Annotated in this window: 20 protein-coding genes; all 20 read right to left on the reverse strand. The window is 44.7% G+C overall.

All coding sequences use genetic code 11. From position 1 onward, the window contains the following. Window positions 1–7: 7 nt before the first annotated feature. Entirely contained in the window at window positions 8–976 is a 969-nt protein-coding gene (locus ICN26_RS08740) for a cobalamin B12-binding domain-containing protein (protein ID WP_216268052.1), read from the reverse strand. Window positions 977–1100: 124 nt separating this feature from the next. Beyond that, complete coding sequence (locus ICN26_RS08745; RefSeq protein WP_255534458.1) at window positions 1101–2333, reverse strand: Coenzyme F420 hydrogenase/dehydrogenase, beta subunit C-terminal domain; 1233 nt, start codon at window positions 2331–2333, stop codon at window positions 1101–1103. Continuing rightward, a complete protein-coding gene (gene dxs / locus ICN26_RS08750; RefSeq protein ID WP_216268053.1) occupies window positions 2326–4209 on the reverse strand; it encodes a 1-deoxy-D-xylulose-5-phosphate synthase in 1884 nt (627 codons plus the stop codon). Before dxs ends, ICN26_RS08745 begins: the two co-directional genes overlap by 8 nt. Before the next feature lie 6 nt (window positions 4210–4215). Next, complete coding sequence (gene hemA / locus ICN26_RS08755) at window positions 4216–5517, reverse strand: glutamyl-tRNA reductase (protein WP_215354039.1); 1302 nt, start codon at window positions 5515–5517, stop codon at window positions 4216–4218. A 12-nt stretch (window positions 5518–5529) separates the two neighbouring features. Continuing rightward, complete coding sequence (locus tag ICN26_RS08760; RefSeq protein ID WP_216268054.1) at window positions 5530–6015, reverse strand: TspO/MBR family protein; 486 nt, start codon at window positions 6013–6015, stop codon at window positions 5530–5532. Beyond that, window positions 6012–7217 (reverse strand): geranylgeranyl diphosphate reductase, encoded by a 1206-nt coding sequence (locus ICN26_RS08765; protein ID WP_215354041.1) that lies wholly within the window; start codon window positions 7215–7217, stop codon window positions 6012–6014. The genes ICN26_RS08760 and ICN26_RS08765 overlap by 4 nt, the downstream gene beginning before the upstream one ends. 5 nt (window positions 7218–7222) lie before the next feature. After that, window positions 7223–8551, reverse strand: coding sequence for a BCD family MFS transporter (locus ICN26_RS08770; RefSeq protein WP_216860404.1), 1329 nt, complete (start codon window positions 8549–8551; stop codon window positions 7223–7225). Continuing rightward, a complete protein-coding gene (gene chlG, locus ICN26_RS08775; RefSeq protein ID WP_216268055.1) occupies window positions 8551–9429 on the reverse strand; it encodes a chlorophyll synthase ChlG in 879 nt (292 codons plus the stop codon). The genes ICN26_RS08770 and chlG overlap by 1 nt, the downstream gene beginning before the upstream one ends. 114 nt (window positions 9430–9543) lie before the next feature. Beyond that, window positions 9544–10485, reverse strand: coding sequence for a 4-hydroxy-3-methylbut-2-enyl diphosphate reductase (gene ispH / locus ICN26_RS08780; protein WP_216268056.1), 942 nt, complete (start codon window positions 10483–10485; stop codon window positions 9544–9546). A gap of 11 nt (window positions 10486–10496) precedes the next feature. Next, on the reverse strand, window positions 10497–11255 hold the full coding sequence (gene puhE, locus ICN26_RS08785; protein WP_216268057.1) for a putative photosynthetic complex assembly protein PuhE: 759 nt from the start codon (window positions 11253–11255) through the stop codon (window positions 10497–10499). A gap of 6 nt (window positions 11256–11261) precedes the next feature. Next, window positions 11262–12338 carry a magnesium-protoporphyrin IX monomethyl ester (oxidative) cyclase gene (gene acsF, locus ICN26_RS08790; protein WP_216268058.1) on the reverse strand — a complete coding sequence of 359 codons (1077 nt, stop codon included), beginning with the start codon at window positions 12336–12338 and terminating at the stop codon, window positions 11262–11264. After that, the gene (locus tag ICN26_RS08795; RefSeq protein ID WP_216268059.1) at window positions 12335–12688 is read right to left on the reverse strand and encodes an O2-dependent cyclase accessory protein; all 354 of its coding nucleotides are present in this window, start codon (window positions 12686–12688) and stop codon (window positions 12335–12337) included. Before ICN26_RS08795 ends, acsF begins: the two co-directional genes overlap by 4 nt. Continuing rightward, window positions 12688–13122, reverse strand: a complete 435-nt coding sequence (gene puhC, locus ICN26_RS08800) for a photosynthetic complex assembly protein PuhC (RefSeq protein WP_216268060.1) — start codon at window positions 13120–13122, stop codon at window positions 12688–12690. The genes ICN26_RS08795 and puhC overlap by 1 nt, the downstream gene beginning before the upstream one ends. Before the next feature lie 8 nt (window positions 13123–13130). After that, complete coding sequence (gene puhB, locus ICN26_RS08805) at window positions 13131–13811, reverse strand: photosynthetic complex putative assembly protein PuhB (RefSeq protein WP_216268061.1); 681 nt, start codon at window positions 13809–13811, stop codon at window positions 13131–13133. Beyond that, entirely contained in the window at window positions 13808–14572 is a 765-nt protein-coding gene (puhA, locus tag ICN26_RS08810; RefSeq protein ID WP_215354062.1) for a photosynthetic reaction center subunit H, read from the reverse strand. The genes puhB and puhA overlap by 4 nt, the downstream gene beginning before the upstream one ends. 23 nt (window positions 14573–14595) lie before the next feature. Continuing rightward, on the reverse strand, window positions 14596–16026 hold the full coding sequence (locus ICN26_RS08815; RefSeq protein WP_216268062.1) for a BCD family MFS transporter: 1431 nt from the start codon (window positions 16024–16026) through the stop codon (window positions 14596–14598). Continuing rightward, the gene (bchM, locus tag ICN26_RS08820) at window positions 16023–16724 is read right to left on the reverse strand and encodes a magnesium protoporphyrin IX methyltransferase (protein WP_216268063.1); all 702 of its coding nucleotides are present in this window, start codon (window positions 16722–16724) and stop codon (window positions 16023–16025) included. The genes ICN26_RS08815 and bchM overlap by 4 nt, the downstream gene beginning before the upstream one ends. 2 nt (window positions 16725–16726) lie before the next feature. Beyond that, entirely contained in the window at window positions 16727–17638 is a 912-nt protein-coding gene (gene bchL, locus ICN26_RS08825; protein WP_215307735.1) for a ferredoxin:protochlorophyllide reductase (ATP-dependent) iron-sulfur ATP-binding protein, read from the reverse strand. Beyond that, entirely contained in the window at window positions 17638–21420 is a 3783-nt protein-coding gene (locus ICN26_RS08830; protein WP_216268064.1) for a magnesium chelatase subunit H, read from the reverse strand. The genes bchL and ICN26_RS08830 overlap by 1 nt, the downstream gene beginning before the upstream one ends. Beyond that, on the reverse strand, window positions 21410–23041 hold the full coding sequence (gene bchB, locus ICN26_RS08835) for a ferredoxin:protochlorophyllide reductase (ATP-dependent) subunit B (protein WP_216268065.1): 1632 nt from the start codon (window positions 23039–23041) through the stop codon (window positions 21410–21412). The genes ICN26_RS08830 and bchB overlap by 11 nt, the downstream gene beginning before the upstream one ends. Window positions 23042–23045: the final 4 nt, after the last annotated feature.

Here is a 23045-nt window from a genome sequence, read left to right on the forward strand (position 1 = left end):
CTATGAACTAGCGCAATCGCTCAACATAATAAGTTGCCTTTTCCAAGGCATCCGCTGCATCAAATCCAACCATATCAGCACCCAATTCATACACTAACTCAGGGTGTTGATTGAAAACAGGGCTGCCAACAATCACACCAACACGCGGATTTTTGGATTTAAGCTTGATTTCTTGAATCAGGTCTTTTAATTGCGGGAACTGTTCACGTAAACTTGCCGATAGGCCAATGACATCAAACCACTCTGTCTGTGCCATGGAAACAATATCCTCTTGTGTAGCAGCCAACTCACCCCAGATTCTCCAGCCCGCTTTAGCAAAAAACTCAGAAACCATAAATAGCCCTAAGTTATGTTGCGAGCCCGGCAAGGGAACAAGCATGATGCTCGAACCAGTTTTATTTTGCTCTGCATATTGCTGGAAGATGGGACTTAAGTCATACATCAACTGCTTGATACGCCAAAGTGCAATCGTGACGTCGGTGAAGCTAGACTGATCATCCTCCCACATTTCACCCAGTTTTCTCGCAACTGGAGTTAGTAAGAGTAAATAAATATTTTCGAGACTAACGCCTGAAGCATGAATATCTTTGACGTAGCTAACAGAGGTTCTCGCATCCTCTTGCAATACCAATTGCGTTAACTCGGTAATCGATTGCTGGGTAATCAGGTCGGCTGGAGGCGCTTTTAAAACTGAGGAAATCGATGTCTCTAGATGCTGCTCAACGATCAAGGGCAATATATTGTTTTCAATCGTCTTGACTAGCGACTCAAGATACTCTTCTTCCGTGCAGGCTTTTTCTAGTGGATGCGGAGTATCGTTTTTTTCAAATGTAGTCTTAGAGGGCGCATTTGCAACCAGGCAGTCCTCCCAGATGCTATTGGGCTGATTTGAGGGGGAATTCTGATTAAGTTTGGAGTCGTCTTGGCTAGATCTCTTTTTAGATTTAGCGATGCTCACTAGTCTGGATAAATTCATGAACATCACCTGATCAGATCACAGTCTCAAATCATTACTTGAGATCGCTATGACTGCCTAAGAGCCTATAAATGGGAATGTTTACTTTATAGGCTCATTTTTGAAGATACTCAAATGAATTAGCTTAAGTACTTTCCCTAGACCCCTTTATTTCATCACTAGAAGGCCGTATTTCATATTTTTCAAGCAAAACCCAGGTGGCTTTAGGCACCATATTTTTTATTTTGTGCGGCGCAATGCTGCGTAAATGAATCACCGATTCGATTGCCTTCATTTCTACCCTCGCTTTAGCAAACTCTAGCCCGCGAGGCCCAAATCTCGGCATTACCCAGGCAAAAATACTGCGCATGAAGTTGGGCATTCGCTGCAATGGCAAGCCACCTGCAGCAAGCTCCACATTTTTCATAAAGCCTTTAACGGGGCCTAAACGATTGCCAGCGGAACTCACCGGCTCAAGCGATAGCTCCTTAGAAAGGAGGTTTACGAGCTCTTGACCTTTTGGGTTGCGAACAATAATCCACTGCTCCCCCGTGCCTGCCATATACCCCACCGTGATATCCGATAGGGAGTTGACGTAATCAACACAGGTTTTACAAGTCGTTGGGAAAAAATCTGCGGGCAAAGTGCTGAGAGGTAACTTTAAAAAAGGGATCTCTTGCACTTCACCATTTTTAAATCTCAATTCAACATGGTAATCGGCTCTAAATTCTAAATAGGTAATATCTTCGGGATTGGGACTGAGCAAACCTAAAAACTGATGAAAGTTTTCGGTTGTTGTGTTGTCAGAGCAAGGAGATCCAATGATGAGTAACTTCTCAAATCCAAGCTCTTTTTCTAATGCTCTTGCAGCATAGACTTGGCAAGGTATGCCTACCATCACTACTTTTTCATATCCCAGATCCCTCGCTTGCTCAAGATACTGAATGATGGGCGCATAACCCATCTTCATACCTCGACACTCGGCCATATTCTCCGCTTTAGTGACGATGACTGGGCTGGGTTTCCAGCGATCCTCGGGGTCAGAACGCATGGTAATAACAGCGTCAACCTCCCCTTTCTCTAATAGCACTTCACATAAGCGACTGATAATTCCTGTCCATTGCGCACCAGGCAATGGATTGACTAGTCGAGCCCTAAACATGTGGAGGTAAGCCCCAAAAAATACTTCATCCGAATTTTCTAACTTACGCTCTCTACCATGAACTGATAGTTCGTATTTTGGGTAATCAGGCTGAATAAATTGACAGGCCGTAGCGCAGCGCTTCGGGGCTGATGTGCGCGAAACTCCACAATCAGTACATAAGTCCCGATATGGAAGCTCTTGAATTAAATCCTGTCCTGCCAATACTTTATCCAAATCGTGAAATAACGCTCTGCTTTATCTTCTGAGCAGAGAGTCCGTAATGATCTAAGAGTAGATTGACATCGCCATGCTCTACATACTCATCCGGCAATCCAAGTTGAAGAGTTTCTATTTGAATATTTTTATTTGACAGCACCTCAAGGCAAGCACTTCCAGCACCCCCCTGAATTGCGCTATCTTCAATCAAGACCAGAGCGTCGTGAGACTGGGCAATAGTCAGAAGTAGCTCTTCATCAAGCGGCTTAACAAAGCGCATGTCTACTACAGTCGCATTGATCTCTTCCGCCACGTCTAGGGCGGAATATAAGATTGGCCCAAAGCAGATAAAAGCAATTTTTTTCTTTGGTGGCGCTTCATTGCGAATACTGCGAACTATTCGGCCCTTACCGATAGGTAGCGCATCTAATGAAGATTCAATTGGAGTTCCAACCCCAGAACCACGTGGGTAGCGGACAGCTGCAGGGCCATCATGCTTAAAGGCAGTGCTCAACATAGCACGGCATTCTTGCTCATTTGAAGGTGTCATCAGAACTAAGTTTGGCAGGCAACGTAAGAAGGCAACATCAAATGCGCCAGCATGCGTTGCACCATCCGCACCCACGATACCGGCACGATCAATCGCGAAAACAATCGGGAGATTCTGCAAGGTGACATCGTGAATCAGCTGATCATAGCCGCGCTGTAAAAAGGTGGAGTAAATCGCAACTACTGGTTTTAAGCCTTCACAGGCAATACCAGCAGCAAAGGTAACAGCATGTTGCTCTGCAATTCCAACGTCATAGTAGCGATCTGGGAAGCGAGCTTCAAACTCGTTTAATCCCGAGCCCTCACGCATAGCTGGCGTAATCGCAATCAGTCGCTCATCAGCAGCGCCCATATCGCATAACCATTCACCAAATACTTGGGTGAATGTTTTCTTGGCGGCTTTACCAGCTTGAATTCCTATGCTTGCATCAAATTTACCGGGGCCATGATAAAGAATGGGATCGTCTTCCGCCCGTGAGTAGCCTTTACCCTTTTTCGTAATGATGTGAAGAAACTGAGGTCCCTCGGTTTGAGCAAGCTGTTTTATGTTTTCTAGAGTAGGAATTAATATATCTAAGTTATGCCCATCAATCGGACCATAGTAATCAAATCCAAACTCTTCAAAGATCGTTGCTGGGCCAACCATTCCTTTTGCATGACCTTCCAATCTTTTTGCAAACTCTCGTATTGGAGGAGCTACAGATAACACTTTGTCAATACCTCTTTTGGTCGCGGCATACATCGAGCCCGATATGAGTTTGACCAAATAGCGATTGAGCGCACCGACTGCTGGTGAAATCGACATCTCGTTGTCATTGAGTATTACTATCAAAGGTACTTTTTTATTTACGCCAGCATTGTTCATGGCCTCAAATGCCATACCGGCACTCATGGCACCATCACCAATCACTGCCACTACACTGCGCTTTTCATTTTTAGTCTTCGCTGCCACTGCCATCCCTAAGGCAGCCGAGATACTTGTTGAAGAGTGCGCAGTACCAAAAGCGTCATACTCACTCTCACTGCGCTTTGGAAATCCTGAAATACCGCCATATTGGCGAAGTGTGGACATTCCCTCACGTCGCCCCGTCAGCACCTTATGGGCATAACTTTGATGACCTACATCCCAAATCATTCGATCATGAGGAGTATTAAATACGTAATGCAGAGCAATAGCAAGTTCTACGGTGCCCAGATTAGAGGATAAATGCCCCCCAGTACTAGAGACTGAGTTGAGAATAAAGCTGCGTAATTCTTGAGCTATTTGAGGAAGCTGATTAGGCTCATAAGTCCTCAAATCAGCAGGATTAGTGATAGTCTCGAGAAGATTGGTGACTTTTAACATGGTAATTTACTTAGATGTATAAATTGTCGAAATGATCTTCTTAAAATCTTCCAGATTTTCATGGCTAGAGTTCTGAAGCGCACAAATTGGGGCATGCATAAATTTATTGGCTAGTGCACTAGCCATTTGAGAAAGAACAATCATGGGATCCTCTCCTTTGGCAATTCTTCTACCTGCTTTTTCCAGTTCAATTTTTTGATACCGCTCACCCACATCCTGAATCGATTTAATGATGGGCACTACTGCTCTTTTTTCTAAGGCTTGATAAAACTCGATCACCCCTTTTTCAATAATCTTTTCTGCCTCATGGACAGACTCTGTGCGATTGGCTTTGCCCGCGCTCACAATCTCACCCAGGTCATCGATAGAATATAAATAGGCATCTTTGACACTCTTAATCTCAGATTCAAAGTCTCTTGGAACGGCTAAATCAATTAAGACCATGGGTCGAAACTGCCTTGCTTTCAAGGCCGTTTTAACCATGCCTAGGCCAATAATGGGCAATGAACTTGCCGTGCAAGATACCACTACATCGTATTCATGTAGGTGCTGGGCTAACTCGTGTAATGGGAATGCTTCAGTGACTAAATTTTGATCGGCGAAGGCTTTGATTAATTCACTACCCCTATCCACCGTACGATTAGAGATCGCAATCTTTTTTGGCTTCTTCCCGGCAAAATGACTTGCACAAAGGCCGATCATTTCTCCTGCGCCGATAAACAGCACATTACATCCATTGATGTCACCAAAAATACGCTGAACTAGTTTGATTGAGGCGCCCGCCATAGATACCGAATGAGCGCCAATTTGAGTGCTGCCACGAACCACCTTGGCAACTGAGAAAGTTTTATCAAACAATGGCTTCAAATATGCGCCGACAGTCCCTACTTGATTAGCGCAGTCAATTGCCTTCTTCATTTGTCCGAGAATTTGGGTCTCTCCGAGCACCATAGAATCCAGGCCACTACCTACCCTAAAGGCATGCTTAACAGCATCTGCTGATGTTGCAGAGTAAATGTAGGGACGCAGCGCATTACCCTGAACATTATTTTGCGCTGCTAACCAATCAAAAGCTCTTTTTTCAAAGTCGTTATCTGCGTACTCAATATCATTTGCAGCACAGTAAATTTCCATACGGTTGCAAGTCGATAGAATTGCCACTTCAGGACTACTGTTTGAATTTTTCCCCTGCAAGTACTTACGCAGATCAATCAATGAGTCTTGCAAAATCTCAGGGGCTACGGCAACACTTTCCCGAATATCTATCGGAGCAGTATGATGATTGACACCAAGATTAAGTAGTTTCATGCTGGCCATTGTTTAATAAGCCCCCGGATTGAGAACTAGAGTCTCCCAGTTCAGACACATCGCGATAGTGACCCAAATCAAATAAGGCAACATTAAAAAGGCTGCCAACTTATGAATAGGCCACATAACCACCATAATTCCTAAGACAGATAACCATAGAAAGCCTGCCTCTATCAGAGACCAATCTGGATGGTGCATACGAAAGTAAAAGATGCTCCAGAGGATATTTAAGAAACTATTGAGCACAAATAGGCCAACTAAAGAAATTCTCTGCGACCTTGTTGGACGATTGTTAAAAGCAATCATCCAAGCAGCTGCTGATAGTATGAAAATAATCGTCCAGATCAAACCAAAGGCCCAATCTGGTGGTTTCCATGCAGGCTGCTTCAACGAGAAATACCAAGGCCCGATCTCTGTAGCTAATCCACCCGCAACAGAAGTAATGATCATCCATGCGGCGATCATTAGAAGGTACTTGCGCTCGAAGAAAATCTTCATGCCTTAGCTAATCCCAATAAATGCCCCATATCTTTGAAGAAGATCTTAATATGAGCCAAAGGCTTTTTGCGTACAAGTTTTTTATTCATATAAGACTCGAAGGTCAGCTTCTGAACATCCTTGTCTTCACACATTTTGACAAAACTCTCGCGTCGCTTGTCAGTTGTGTACCAAAAATACTGCATGATTCCCAATACCCAGAAAGTCATACGATGCTCTTTCATAAAGCGCTTTCTGGCTAACTGTAACTTTGCGGGATCATTGCTCTCTACAAATTCATAGACAGCCTCGCCTGCTAATTGACCCCCCAGCATGGCGTAATAAATTCCTTCGCCAGACGCCGGGGCAACCACTCCTGCTGCATCACCAGCCAACACAACCTGCTGTCCATCATCCCATTTTTTAAGGGGCTTCATCGGCAAAGGTGCGCCCTCATGCCTGATGAGCTCCGCACCCTCAAGACCCACATCTGAGCGCAGCTTGGCAACAGCATTCCTTAAGGAGAAGCCTTTGTCAGCACTTCCAGTACCGATACTGATCGTATCGCCGTGAGGAAATACCCAGCCATAAAAATCGGGGGAGATCGGCTTTTGATACACCACATCACATCGGGTGGAATCAAAATGATGTGGCGTGTTTGGCGGAGTTTTAATGATTTCGTGATACGCAAAGACGTAATTGGCTTCAGCACAACCCTTTACTCCAGCACTTCTTCCAACTTGAGACTTAGCACCATCAGCGCCAATCACTGCTTTAGTAAGAACACTTTTGATAGCACCAGAATCGCCATCACGCGATCCTCTTGTGCGGTAATGAATGCGAGCCAGTGGGCCTTCACGTGTCAGAGTTTCAAAAAGACCATCTTCCCGAGTTGCTCCAGCAGCAACGGCGCGCTTGCGCAACCATTCATCAAATTGGGCTCGATCGACCATGCCAACAAAGCCATTATCAATCGGGATATCAACCGCTTTTCCGAGCGGTGAAACCATACGTGCTGATTTTGCCTTAGCAACTAACAGCTCATCGGGAATCTCAAAGTCTTTTATTAAGCGCGGAGGAATTGCTCCGCCGCAAGGCTTCACTCTGCCTCGCTTATCCAGCAATAAAACTTGCTTGCCTTTTTTAGCCAATGTTTGGGCTGCCGTAGCTCCTGCTGGACCACCGCCAATCACAACCGCGTCATAAATAAATTCTGTTCCCATTCGCTTTACCTCGCTTGACTCGTAGTGCTATTTTTTCTCTCAACTAGAGAGGCCATATATGCTGAAACAACAAACAACAGTGCTTCGATAAAAAAGACGCTGGAGTATGCAAAAGCAGGATTGGTGAAAATGGATCTCGCTAAATCACTAGCCCCAGCACCAATTAATCCACCCAAGCCAAAGGCAATGGCTTGCGCACCACCCCAAAGCCCAATGCGCACACCCTCTTTGCCTGCTCCACCCACTACCGCTAATCGCATCATGGAGGCAATCGCTGCAATTGAAAAAGCGCCATTTGCTAAGCCAAGCAAAAATACGTTCGGCTTTAATGGCCAGTCACCTTCTATCAAACCAGCTAGAACCAATCCAAACATGGCCAATGCAGAAGCAAGACAGCCATAAATCATCCATGAACGGAGTGAACCAAAATATTTGCGCAATCGACTCGATCCACAGACGGCGACCAATAACATTCCGGTCAACACACCAGCATGCTGAATACCCGATAGACTGGTTGTCTCACCCAAGGTGTATTTAAAAACCATTCCTGCAAATGGTTCCAGAATTAAATCCTGTGCACTAAATGCCAGCATCGACAAAAAGATAAAGATCGTAAATCGCTTGGTATCTGGATCAGCCAAAATATCACTTAAGGCTTTTTTGAAGGGGACTTTTTTATCTTTCTTCGCTCTACTATTTTGTAGATCATGACCCTCTAGCTTGAACAGGGCTGCAAAAGAAAGTGCCATAGCAGACAGAGAGATGATGCCGGAGATCAAGATCACTTTTTCTGGTTCATACGGATCTAAAAATTTTCCAGCAATACCGCTCGTCATGGCAAAACCAAAAATCATCATGAGCCATACAGTTGTAGCAGCAGCCGCTCTGCGCTCGTCGCTGACACCCTTCGCTAGCAGTGCCAGCAAGGATGTACCACTCATACTGACGCCAACACCAATAAAGAAGAAAGCAACAATCGCTGAGGCAATGCCTAAGAGAAGATGCACCCCCATTAACGTTGTTGCGATAGCAGCACCAAATCCGCCTAAGGCTAATAAAGTAATTCCGCCCAATATCCAAGGCGTTTTCTTAGCCCCACTATCGGACTCAAAGCCCATTCTTGGACGAATGACTTGTACAAAATAATGAATGGCCACTAAAAAGCCTGGGAGACTCGCTGGCAAGGCTAGCTCAACTACCATGATTCGATTTAAGGTGGATGTCGTCATCACCACAATAGCCCCGATGCAAGCCTGTACAAGCCCTATGCGAACGATACTCAACCATCCGAATGTCGAAAGATTTAATAGAGGTTGACTAATTGCGATACTCATTAGCTATCCATCCCCATCACTGCAAAAGCAGAAACCATCATTCCAGTAACCAAGACAGGCACTCCAAAGCCGCTATAAAAAAGTGCTTTCTCTATGGGCCGCTTTAAAAAATCCCTTAATAAAATCACTTGCGCTACGATCAGTAGGCCAATGACTAAGGCATACATTTCCTTATTCCAAGATAGCAGCAGGCATAGCACCACTACCTGCGGAATCAACATGAATGCAGCTGCAACTTGCGCTGCTCTTTTGGCCCCGAGTTGCACAGGCAAGGAGCGCACTCCCATTTGCCGATCACCCTCAATCGCCTTAAAGTCATTTAAAGTCATGATGCCGTGAGCACTTGCACTGTAAAGGCCGGCAAGTATTAGCGATGGTTTATTTGGCATTAAGCCGCCTGAGAGCAAGGTAGCTCCGGTAACCCATGCCAAACCTTCGTAACTAATTCCGCACGCAAGATTTCCAAGCCAACCATTATTTTTAAAGCGAATTGGCGGCATGCTGTAGAGCCATGCAAGCACTAAGGCTAATAAGGTTGCGGCAAATCCAATCGGACCCAAATAACTTCCCACCCAAATGGAAATCAAAGACCATAGGATCGCAATGTATAAACCCCAACGACCAGGTATGCGACCAGAGGGTATTGGACGCATGGGCTCATTGATCGCATCTACGTGTCGATCAAACCAATCATTGACCGCCTGACTAGAAGCGCAAACTAGTGGGCCAGTCAGGGCCAGTCCAACAAGAAAAATCGGTAAATTGTCAGCAATTTTTTCACTGCCAGTGATTGATCCACAAGCGAAGGCCCACATTGGCGGAAACCAAGTGATGGGCTTTAAAAGCGTCAAAATTGCTTTAGGATCAGGCAGATTCATGTAAATGATTTTGTCATTGACATTTAAAAGTGTCAATTAAATTTGACACTTTTATCGCCTGTTTTTACAAGTGAAAACCCTTATAGAACAGCACTTAGGAGAAAAAAGAGGGGTTTAGGCCGCCCTGAGAAGCTCTTTTGGGAGGGAAAAATTCACTGTTTCTTCAATTCCCTGGAGTGGTGAAACAGTTCCACTGGAAAATAGGCCAATAGCCTCAACGATTTGGGCTGTTAATGCCTCTGGAGCGGAGGCCCCTGCTGTTACACCAATATTACGAATCCCATCAAACCACTGCTTTTGAAGTTGTGAGGGGTCATCCACTAAATAGGCTGGCACATTCATGCTTTCAGCAAGCTCTTGAAGACGCTTAGAGTTAGAACTGTTTGGACTACCTACTACCACCACTAAATCCACCTGCGGAACCATTGCTTTAACTGCATCTTGACGATTCTGAGTGGCATAGCAAATATCTTGGCGTTTTGGTGCATGAATATTGGGGAACTTTTCCACTAATGCTTTGGTGATTTCTTGCGTTTCATCAACCGATAAAGTCGTTTGAGTGACGTAAGCTATCAGCTCATCTTCTTCAAAGTCAAGCTGAGCGACATCTTGCACGCACTCAATCAAATAGATTGAAGAGTCTATCTGGCCCATCGTACCCTCAACCTCTGGGTGACCACGATGTCCAATCATGATGATTTGATATCCACGCTCTTTTAAGCGGACTACTTCGGCATGCACCTTAGCAACCAGAGGACAGGTGGCATCAAATACCTTGAATTGACGATTATTCGCTTCCATCCTGACAGCCTGCGAAACTCCATGCGCACTAAAAATCAGAATAGCGCCCTGAGAAACATGCTCCAATTGATTAATGAAGACTACGCCGCGAGATTCGAAATCTTTAACAACATAGGCGTTGTGAATGATTTCATGTCGAACATATATGGGGGCACCATAAATTCTGAGAGCCTCCTCAACTATCAAAATAGCCCTTTCAACTCCGGCACAAAAACCGCGAGGTTGAGCTAAGAAAATAGTTTTTTTTGAAAGCATATTCAAATCAATTAGTGATTTTTTTTGTAACCCCACTTCCAAAGCAGCTCACTTGGAAACGGCAGAATTAAAAAGAGATGCTCTAATAAACCAAGAGCCAATAGGGTTCCTAGCAAGGCATATGAGGCCCTATCAAAGGGAGAAGAATCCACTCCAGCACTAGACCAAATCAGAATCAATATCATCACAGAAACCAAAACAGAAAATGGCATCAGGAAGTTCATTGCCCTGCGTCTGAAATAGGTAACCAAATACTGAAGATGCTGTGGCAAGAAAGATTCATTGAAATTAAGAACGCCTAAGAAGATATTAATCTTCGTACTTTGGCGCATACCCCATAGAATGACAAAGGTCCAAAATCCAGTTTGATTCACGGAGTCTAAATTAATGAAAAATAGAATCGCTCCTAAGCTGAGCAATGCCAGCTCATGATAATTAATCGTCTGAAATGCGTACCAAGCTCTTGTCATAGGGCTAAGTCCACTGGGACACTCTGAACGTCGTGATCCAGTGATGTAGCCCAAAAGAAAGGCCAGCTCTTGCCAACCCCAAATGATGATTGCGCAAGTAAATGAGCAATAAGCACCAGCAATCGTCGCCTGCTGACTAGAGATAGACAAGCCCCAAAAGGCGAGCAATAAAACTCCAATCGAGGCTATGAATATAGATTTAAAAAAACGCTTTGGAAGGCTATGCACCTTCAAGATAAGCCCTGTGCTAAACCACCATATAAAGACGGTGAATATCAGCGGGCTTATCCAGAAATACATATTGAATTACCAAACGGGTGCCATGCGAATATCGCTCGGTAATTCATTCGGAACTACGGGCAGCATGTAAAGACGCAAGAAGGTAGCGGTAGCTGCAATTGCTAGAGCACCTCGTTTGATAGCTGAGAAAACACCACCCACCCGCTTCAAATAATCTACCTCATCTGAAATTTTTCTCAGCTTTTCAAAGCACTCCCAAATTCTTGGATCATCTAAATTAATAGTGAAAGGAAAAACCTGCTTAGTAATATCAGAAGTAATTTCTAGTACCTTACGGTCGTAGTCTGTTGGCGATACTCCAAGCGCTTTATGAAACTCAGGCCTAGAATGATCACGCACATACATCGTTGCGTATACCGCCAATAAGAAAAAACGAATCCACAGTCGATTGCCGCCATCAAGTAACTTAGGCGTAGAGCGCATTAATAAGGCAAAGGCTTCACCATGCCGGAATTCATCATTACACCATTTCTCAAACCAGAGAAAAATCGGATGGAAGCGTAATTCTGGCTTGTTTTGAATAATTCGATAAATCGTGATGTAGCGTGCGTAGCCGATTTTTTCAGATAAGTAGGTTGCGTAGAAAATAAACTTTGGCTTAAAGAAAGTATATTTTTTTGTACGAGCTAAAAATCCTAGATCAACCCCAATACCAAAATCTTTGAGCCATTGATTAATAAAACCGGCATGTCTACTCTCATCACGAGCCATGTATGAGAACAAGTCTTTTAAGTCAGGATTCTTAATTGACTTTTTAATTTCTGAATAGAGAACACAGCCCGAGAACTCTGAAGTAATCGAGCTAATCAAGAAATCTAAAAACTCTTGATACAAACCTTCTGGTAAGTGGGAGTAGTCTTTAGACATATCTTCGGGACGCTGAAAGTGAGCCTGATTAATATCTAATTCAAATTCTTGCATGAGCTTATCCCACTCTGGCTTTACTGAGCTGATATCAAAACGATCCATCTCATCAAAATCGGTGGTGTAGAACCGGGGACTTAAGATCGTACTTTCTAATGCGCGATCAGTTGATTCATTAATGGGGCGAACCGCTTCCATGGTGGGGGCATTAGCGCTCATACTTCAATACCTTTAGTCACAATAAGGGGTTGGGTGTGCACTACTGGGCGCACTCTGGGATATTTTTTTGCTTGACTGAATCGGGTAGTTGAAAAGCTGACTTCGTATAACAAGGTAATTTCGAGTCTTGCAGTCAGATATACCCAAAAACGTGACAACCAACTAGCCTTAGAAACAGTTGCTGTTCTTTGGTAGCTCAATACTTCACCAAAAGGGAGCTCCACAATCGGATCATGGACTAACACCTGATCTCCTGGGCCGACTTGAATACCGTCAAGATCCACATGGGCATATAGGTACTCTGAAGTATTGGACATATCTACAGAACATTTGACCAGCTGTTTAGACATTATTGCCCCGCGCTATTTAAAAATGCAGCAAACTGCGCTGCGTTATCTCGACCAAATGATTCCAAATCAATGCGATTGCCTGTTGCTAGATCTACTAAAGTCAACCTACCATCAGATCGACTACTCAATTCAAATGCATCATCGCTGGTAATTTGCTGAATACGACGCTCACGAGCCAACGCTCGCAAAATTCCTCTTACAAAACCAGCCTGACCTTCTACCTGTGCAATCATTTTCCCATTAGAAGCTGATATAACCCCTACTGATCCATCAGGGAGATCCCTAAAAAACAGTGTTTTTTTCGCGATCACGCTGGCATCCGCCTGTGTTTCTGATTTGCCAGACTGAACGGTATTAGCTACCAGGAAAACTATCCCCGCCAAAAAAATGACTACAAACAGTGCAATGTAGTTTTGGATGCGGATAGTATTCATACGCAAAATCATGCTGTCTCAGCCCTTGAATAAGGCGCATTCACCATCGATAGATTGTTTTGAGCGGCTTGAACTGACCTAGTAATGACATTATTCTGAGTAGCCCAAGCATCAACCAAAATTTTGGCTACTTCGGAGCAGTTGTTAATACACCGTAGAGTAGGCTGAGGACTAGCCCAATGGGATGGCCTTGAATGCGGCCATAAGTGAAATATCGCAATTTTTGTATCTTTGCTTAACTTGAGAGAAATATCTCCCGTACCCTGCTTAGTGACGCAGCAATCAGCCGACTCAATCATCTTGAGGGGGAAATTGAAAGTCATATTCAGCACAATCCCAATCCGCATCACTACACGCTTGTTGGTAATAGTGTAGACCGCAGTGGATGCCATGAGATAAGCAAGTAAGGCAACTAGAGATAAGCCAATGGCTGAAAAAATTGCAATCCTTAAGGAGGAGAAAAATATCGCACTGAAGGCTTCACCATCAGTAACCCCTGTAATAATCTGATAGAGCAAGATCAGGCCGAAATAAATCAATAGCCCTTTGAAATGAAACACTCGCAGAAGCATCGCCTTTACATCAGGCGAGCCCTGCCACAAAATACGTTCGCCCTCAGGTAACTTTTCTGGAAGTCCCAGCTCTGGCTCAAACTCATGCTCTGGACTACTAGGAATGTTCAGGCTCATATTAGTGGCTCCTGACGATCAGGAGTCGCATACAGAGTGCCGGCGCCATAGTACGCCATGATCTTCTCTTCTTCCAGTAAAGTAATTTCCTCTGGATTCTTTGTTTTTGGCACAGCCGCAAACTGATCTGCAAGGATTGATGCTACTTGCACATCTTGCTTTCCAATACGTGAGAAATTGACAGGCAATAAGACTGCTGACCCTTTGACATCAATCTCTAAATAACGGATTAGCATTTCCATATGATCAACCCAGACGTCTTTCACAACGCCAGCTTTATGACCATCTGCGCCAATAACGCTCAAGCCAATCGGATTAGTATCTTGCTTTGCAATTGCAAAATCATTTAGCTTCCTCAGCGGACGAATTCGCGCATGACCCTCTAGATCGTAATCAACATGATCAGCACGGTTTGCATAGGAGCCTGGACCTACTCCTGCTAATAATGGATTGCCAATTGGAGCAATCGGTGCGCCATTCCACGGATGAATTGGCTCTGCTGAAAGCTGCTCTGTATCCGGCGGAGTTTCCAAGGGGGAGTAATAGGTTTTGCCGAATTCGGTGACATATTTCTTCGTCTTTGGCATACCTAAAATGCCATCTTCGCGTCGAACCTTGCCGAAGCGTTCGGTTTCAAGAGGGAAACCCTCTCTCTTCCCTTCTAATGTTAGGTATATCACTAAACCAACAAAAAAAAGTAGAAATAGATAAAACGCTAATTGAGCGACATCTATATATTGTGTAATTGCACCAGTACCCATTTTTTCTCTCCCTCTTTAAAAAACTAGCTTGGAAAATCTGCTAGGCCAAACTGACTCATTTTTGAAATCTCCAGGTTTCGCTTTTTGGCTACTAGTGGACCTAAGGCTATCAAAGTAATAAACAACAAATAAATCTCAATGTGATAAACAAAGCTATACCCAGTGGCAGGGTTCATTAAGGCAGAACCAATTGCACCGCCCATCGCCAAATCCGAGACGAGATCACGAATGACTCCTCCCAATGACATACCAATTCCAGAGCATGTTGCTGTTACCGCTCCCCAAGCGCCAATCACCATCCCAGTTTTATTCTCCTGATCCATACTCATGGCAATAGTGAGCGTACTCACTGCAAACAAGCCTCCACCAAAACCGATCAGAAGTGCGCCTAATCTAAAGAGATTGGGTGAACCTAATGGCTCTGAAAATATCACCATGGAGAAGGCAATCAGCCCAAGCAGGAGGCCGGCTGCAGAAATTCTGTAGGCGTTATAGCCCTTGCTTAGCCAGCGTGCAGATAGCGTAAATGCCAGTAAAGATCCGCAGGCAATCAGCGCAGTCAAAAAGCTAGTAGCAGATACATCCAATAAGAGTATTTCTCCGCCATACGGCTCCAAGATAATGTCTTGCATGCTAAAGGCAGTAGTTCCGAGACCTAGCATGATGAGGAAGCGACGAACCTGTGGCGCCTTAATGAACTCACTCCAACTTTGTGAGAATTTGGGCTGAACAATAGAGGGCGCAGTATTTTTAGGCTGCCTTGCTTCTTGCTTCCACAAGGCGAATAAATTGAGTAATAAGGTAATGAGTGCAACTCCCTGAATCACCTTAATTAGCTGAATCGGGCTAAATGGATCTAGAAAGACACTAAACATTACCCCGCTTAAGACCATACCAAAGAGCAGCATGACGTACATCATGGCAACTACACGCGGACGATTTTTTGCGTCCGCCAAATCTGTTGCAAGAGCTAAGCCAGCAGTTTGGGTAGTTTGCATTCCTGCGCCGACCAGTAAAAAAGCCAACGCACTGCCAAGGTAGCTAAACCAAGCTGGCCAATGGGTATCTCCAGACAGAATGATGAGCGCAAAAGGCATGATGGCCAAGCCACCAAACTGCAACCAAGTTCCGATCCAAATATAAGGAACTCTTCTCCAACCCAATATGGATCGATGGGTATCTGACTTATGGCCAATTAAGGCCCTAAATGGTGCAAATATGAGTGGGAGGGCAACCATTAAGGCTACCATCCAAGCATCCATGTGTAACTCAACAATCATGACTCGGTTTAAGGTACCAACCAATAAAGCAGTAGCCATACCTACCGAAACTTGAAATAAAGATAGTCTTAAGAGGCGGCTTAGAGGTAAATCTGGGGTCGCCACGTCAGCAAAAGGCAGAAAGCGAGGATCAATCCTCGTCCATGTCTTAGCCATCTTTGACAGATTGATCATGATACTTTTTCAATCTCCATGAGTTGTGACTTATAAAAACCACTAGAAACTAATTGGGTGTGGGGAATTTTCCAATCCACAAACCAGGGTGATTGATCTATTAACTTACTTAGCTTAGTTTGGCTTATAGGCTCTATAAAAGGTGCCCGATCTTTTCTAGGAAAAAGACGGCCAACACGAATCATGATTTCCAGCGGCAAGGTACTTGGCGCAAAAGTAAATACAATCTTATGTGAAACTCGTGGGGCCAGCTTCTCCAGCACGACTAACATATCATCCGCGCAGTAATGGATCATCGAATCCATGCCCACTACGTAATCAAATTCACCTAAGCCTTCATCGAGCATATCGCCAGATCTAAAGTCAATATTTTGACGATCAGCTGGAGCAATTCTCTCTTTAGCTAACTCAATGAGATTGGGCGATAAATCAATCGCAACAACACTAGCCCCTTTTTGGGCTAATTCCAAAGCCAATGCACCGGTGCCACAGCCTGCATCTAGAATTCGTTTTCCACTTAATGACTCTGGCAGGCGGGCAATCAGATTTGAGCGCATTTGGTCGCGCCCTGCTCTGACTGTTGCTCTGATTCCGCTCACCGGAGCATCAGAAGTTAATTTTGCCCAAGCATCATTTGCAGTCCGATCAAAATAGTCCTGCAACTTACTACGTCTATTTAAATAAGAAATAGCGCTCATGATTAGTCAAATCCAAGTAAGTCAAATATTTCACGGTCTTTGAGTGACTCTGTCAGCAAAGGATCGTCGTCTAAAAGTAGGCTAGCAGCTAAACGCATGTATTCATCTTTGACCTTCTCAATCTCTGGGGTCGATTCCATCTCAAAAACGGTACATTTTTTGAGACGGCTTTTACGAATCGCATCGAGATCCGGAAAGTGCGCCATTGTTTTTAAACCTACCCGCGTATTGAACTTATCAATCTGGTCTGTATCTGCGCTTCGATTGGCGATCACGCCACCCAAACGCACGTTATAGTTTTTTGCTTTGGCACTGATAGCCTGAACGATGCGATTCATGGCAAAAATAGAATCAAAATCATTCGCCGCGACAATAAGGGCTCTGTCAGCATGCTGTAACGGGGCAGCAAAGCCACCACACACCACATCGCCTAAGACGTCAAAAATAACAATGTCGGTATCTTCGAGTAGGTGATGCTCTTTCAGAAGCTTGACAGTCTGACCAACAACGTAGCCACCACAACCAGTTCCTGCAGGTGGGCCACCTGCTTCCACGCACATCACACCGTTAAAGCCTTCGTAGACAAAGTCTTCTACTCTTAGCTCCTCCGAATGGAAATCTACTGACTCTAGAATATCAATTACGGTAGGGACTAGTTTTTTAGTCAGCGTAAAAGTGGAATCATGCTTTGGATCGCAACCAATCTGAATGACCCGCTTACCCAGCAATGAAAACGCTGCAGACAGATTGGAAGAAGTTGTACTCTTACCGATCCCACCCTTGCCATAAATTGCGAATACTTTGGCATTCCCAATTTTTTCATTGGGGTCCAGGTGAACTTGCAAGCTCCCCTCGCCATCGGTTGGCTTACTTCGAGTGTTAATCGAAGAAACTGGCACACTAACTGTATTCATTAAATAGGTACTCCCTCATAAACGCCTTCAAGTCGATCTTCAAAGTCATTAGCAACGCGACGCAAGGTCTCTAATACTGATGGCTCTGGCTTCCAATAATTTCTTTCTGATGCTTCCAATAGTCGACTTGCAACTTTTGCTGATGAAGCAGGATTTAGCTTCATCAATCGCTCCCGCATTTCTGGGTCTAATATGAATGTTTGTGTTAGATGTTGATAAACCCAGGGCTCTACTTGGCCAGTCGTAGCAGACCAGCCAACAGTATTAGTTAAGTGACTCTCAAGCTGGCGAACGCCCTCGTATCCATGCTTAAGCATGCCTTCGTACCACTTTGGATTTAGCATGCGTGAACGGGTCTCTAGTGATACCTGCTCATTGAGAGTTCTGACAACCGCAGTACCACGAGTTTGATCGCCGATATACACAGGCGCCGCTTTTCCACCCTTTGCTCTTCTGACAGCCCTACTAACGCCACCTAAAGTATCAAAATAAGTATCGATGGTTGTGACACCAAGTTCAATGGAGTCTAGGTTTTGATAAGTGAGCTCCACATCAGCAAGAATATTGTTGAGAAGCTCGCTTTGTAGCATTGGGACACCAGTTCTTCCGTAGGCAAAGCTTTTACGACGGGTATAGGTTTCAGCTAACTCGTTTTCATCTTTCCATAAACCGTTATCAATCATCATATTGACATTGGCACCGTAGGCACTTTCAGCATTACCAAAGACTCGTAGCGCAGCAGTCTCAAGATCGCAGCCATTTTGTGCCTGATAGGCTAAGGTATGTTTTTTAATAAAGTTCTGATCAAGCGGCTCATCAGCACTAGCTGCTAAGAAGGCTGCCTCGGCAAGAATGCGGATTTGCAAAGGCATCAGATCTCTGAAGATTCCTGAAATCGATACCATGACGTCAATTCTAGGTCTGCCCAACTCTTCCAAAGAAACTAGTTGAGCGCCAGCTAACCTGCCGAAGCTGTCAAAACGCGGCAACGCTCCCATCAGCGCCAAAATCTGAGCAATCGGCCCGCCTTCAGTTTTTAAGTTGTCAGTACCCCACAAGACCATGGCGATGGATTCTGGCAGTGGATTACCATCCAGCTTATATCTCTCCAAAAGCATATTGGCCTGAGTCAATCCATCCTTCATTGCAAATTTACTTGGAATACGGAAAGGATCGAAGCCATGAATATTTCGACCAGTTGGCAATACCTGTGGGTTGCGCAGGACATCGCCACCAGGTGCTGGACGAATATAGCGCCCCTCTAAGGCCTTCATCACACCCTGCATTTCACTATCAGCTTGTAGCTCGCTATACACCGCAAGTAATTCCTCTAGCTCGGCACGTAGTGTGGGAGTTAGATTCATTTTTTGGGCTTTTATAAACTGCTCCAAACTATCGCTATTAATCAGCTTTTCAATGCTGGCTCGATCCATATTTTTGAGCTCACCCTCTTGCACAGATAAAAAGCTCACCAACATATCTAAGCTCTGTTCCATGCTGAGCGGACTACCGAGGACATGAAGTCCGTAAGGAATCAAGGTGTACTCTAACTCCAGAATCTGTTCACTCAGATGCATCACAGTCTGATTTACTTTACTTGCACTTAAATTCTTCCAAACAGGCTCTGGGGTAGAAAATTCGAGCTCAACTGCTTGTGCTTGCATCGAATCAAGCAACTCTTGCTCAGTGTCACTCCAAGCTTGGGCTGTCTCATTTGGAACCAACTTACGCCAGTGCTCTACCGCTTCCTTGAATTCCAATAGACCTTGATATAGACCTGCTTGTGAAACCGGTGGTGTTAGATAACTAATTAAGGTTGCTCCAGCACGACGTTTAGCAATCGCACCTTCTGATGGATTGTTTGAGGCGTAAATATATAGATTTGGTAAATCGTTAATCAGGCGATCTGGCCAGCAGGCACCGGACATCCCCGATTGCTTACCTGGCATAAATTCCAATGCGCCATGGGTTCCAAAATGCAATACTGCTGAGGCTGCAAAATCTTCGCGGATATAACGATAGAACGCAGAGAAAGCATGAGTTGGTGCAAAACCTTTCTCATACAACAAGCGCATTGGATCGCCCTCGTAACCAAACCCAGGCTGCAGAGCTACAAATACATTGCCAAACTGTTTACCCAACACAAAAAGTGATGAGCCATTACTCAGGAGATTTCCAGGAGCTGGGCCCCACTGCGCTTCAATCTCTTTTAACCAAGGCTCGCGACGAATATGATCTGCGGCGCTAATCATTGCATGAACATTAGCATCAGTGCCATGCTCTTTCGCATTACCAATCAAAATCATGTCCCGGAATTCATCGATAGATGCGGGTACATCAACACTATAGCCCTCTGCTTTAAGGCTTTTTAAGGTATTGAATACAGATTCAAAAACACTTAAATGAGCCGCAGTACCAACCCTTCCCGCATTTGGGGGAAAGTTAAACATCACCAGCGCCACTTTACGGTCGGCACGCTCGGCTTTGCGTAAGGCAATCAGTTTTGATACGCGCGCAGCTAACATTGCTGTACGTTCTATGCAGGTATGCATGTCATGACGATTAATGCTGGCCTCAAATACGCAGCCCTTATGGCAACCCTTGCACTGAACATTCGCATCACCTGCTCTGCCACCAAACACCATTGGGACAATCGCACCATCGAGCTCTGGTATCGCGATCATCAGCGTGTTTTCTACTGGCAGGAGTCCTCGATCAGAACTGCCCCATTCATTAAGAGTCTGAAACTCTAAAGGCTGTGCTGCGAGGTAAGGCACATCTAAAGAGGCGAGTATCTCCTCAGCTGCTTTTGCATCGTTATATGCAGGACCACCAACCAAGGAGAACCCGGTAAGCGATACAACCGCATCAACTACTTTCTCGCCATTTTGATAAAAGAATTGGTCGATAGCTGGTCTTGCATCCAAACCTACTGCAAATATAGGCAGAACTTGCAGTCCTTGTGCCTCAATTGCGGCAATAACTGAATCGTAATGCAATGTATTGCCAGCCAAAATATAGGATCTGAGCAATAGCAATCCAACGCGGCCCTTAGATTTCTTATCAGAAACCAATTTAGGTAAATCGTTAATAGACTCACTCATACGGCCTTTGAGCCGCGGATGATAAATACCGTTATCAGGATAAATAACTGGCTCAACCAGTTTTTCTTTAGTCTTTAAAACTACTCTCTCACCAGCAGCATAACGATTGACTAAGTTGGTCACCATATGGAAGAGGTTCTCTTCGGAACCACCCAACCAATATTGCAGAGTTAAGAAATAGGCTCTGACATCTTGCGCATTACCTGGAATAAATCGAAGAATTTTTGGCAGGCGACGCAACATGCGCATTTGAGCTGCACCACCAGTTTGGGCTTTCTCTTTATTCCCACGTAAACGCTTTAACAAGGCCATCAAGCCAGTTGCTGGCTTGCCCATATCAAACCCGCCCATGCGAGTCAGAGAAACCACTTCACCTGCTGACATAGCACAAATCATGGCATCACATTCATTGCGCCGAGCTTTTAAAGCTTCAATCACTGGCTTGTAGTGATCCTCCATAAAGAGCATGGTCACAATCAAGATATCTGCAGACTCAATATCAGCAATACAGTTTTCTAGTGCTTTAGCATCGACAGTCCAACTGGAAGCCGCATGAATACTTAGCTCAAGACTTGGGAGCTTTTTCTTGAGGGCATAACGAGCTCGCTCTGTCGCGCTACTCAAGTGCGTATCCATCGTAATGATAGAGACTCTCATTGGGATTTTCTTATCTGCCATAGTGAGCCTTAGCGTCGTAGAGCGTTTCAATAGTGATATGGCTAATGCCATGCTCAACTGCGAACTTCTCGGTATTGCGTCGTGCTTTACCTCTAACGAAGAATGGAATTTTTCCCAATTCTTTTTCCGCTTCTGCATCCCATAATTTTGCTGGCTCTGTACCACTAAATGTCTCAGCGTTTACCTGAGTGTGACTAACTACTGGAGCGACCTCATTGGATTGAGGCGCTGGTGAGTGCAAGTTTTCTTTAACAGCTGATGAATGCCCTAGATGTGAAGGTGCAGCCTTAGCACTAAATTCAAAATCATCGCGGAACATCATAATCAGATGCTCTTCAAGACCCATCATGAGTGGATGAATCCAGGTGTCAAACAATACATTGGCACCTTCAAATCCCATCTGTGGTGAGTAGCGTGCTGGAAAGTCCTGAACATGGACTGGTGCAGAAATCACAGCACAAGGAATGCCTAATCTTTTAGCGATGTGGCGCTCCATCTGCGTACCCAAGACCAAATCTGGAGTAAGTTCAGCTACCTTTTCCTCAACCTCTAAATAGTCATCGGTAATTAAAGCCTCAATCTCATATAGCTTTGCAGCTTCACGAACTTCGCGAGCAAATTCACGGCTGTAGGTGCCTAAGCCAACTACCTTAAAGCCGATTTCTTCTGAGGCGACCTTTGCAGCAGCAATGACATGACTTGCATCACCAAATATAAATACACGCTTATCGGTGAGGTAAGTTGAGTCGACTGATTTTGCATACCAATGGGCCCGCTCATCTTGAGACTGTAAAAAAACCTCTGGATTGATATTGGCTAATGCAGCCACTTCTTGAACAAACGCTCTAGTTGCTTTAGTGCCAATCGGAATGGTCTTTGTGAAAGGCTGCCCAAATGTTTTCTGTAACCAAGTACAGGTCAGTTGAGCAACTTCTGGATACAGCATGACATTAAAGTCTGCCTGAGGTAATTGGGTGATGTCTGCAACTGAGGCATTGAGTGGTGCAACCACTTTCACCTCGATACCCATCGCCTCCAATAGAGACTTGATTTCTTGAATATCGTCGCGATTTCTAAATCCTAATGCAGTAGGTCCGAGAATGTTGCAGCTCGGCTTTTGATCCTGCTTAGCATTAGTGGCACGCATCTCTTGATACTGCTGGGCACTAATAGATTTATCGAACGCCACTAATCCACGGACAATGTGATAAAAAGTTTCTGAAGCGCCCCAGTTTTCTTTTTTCTGATACGAAGGGAGTTCAAGTGCAATCACAGGAATTGGTAAAGTGAGTGCTCTTGCCAAACCACCTGGATCGTCCTGAATTAATTCTGCAGTACATGAAGCACCTACGATCATGGCTTTAGGCTGGAAACGTTCATATGCAGAATTGACAGAATCCTGGAATAACTGCGCTGTATCCCCACCCAAGTCTCTTGCCTGAAATGTCGTGTAGGTAACGGGAGGACGGGTTTTAGCGCGTCCAATCATCGTAAACAATAAGTCAGCGTAGGTATCGCCCTGTGGTGCATGCAAGACATAATGCAAATCCGTCATCGAGGTAGCAATACGCATCGCACCAATGTGTGGTGGGCCTTCATATGTCCAAAGTGTCAGTTGCATGTGA

Origin of the sequence: Polynucleobacter hallstattensis (genome assembly GCF_018881835.1) — a bacterium.
Classification (GTDB): Bacteria; Pseudomonadota; Gammaproteobacteria; order Burkholderiales; family Burkholderiaceae; genus Polynucleobacter; species Polynucleobacter hallstattensis.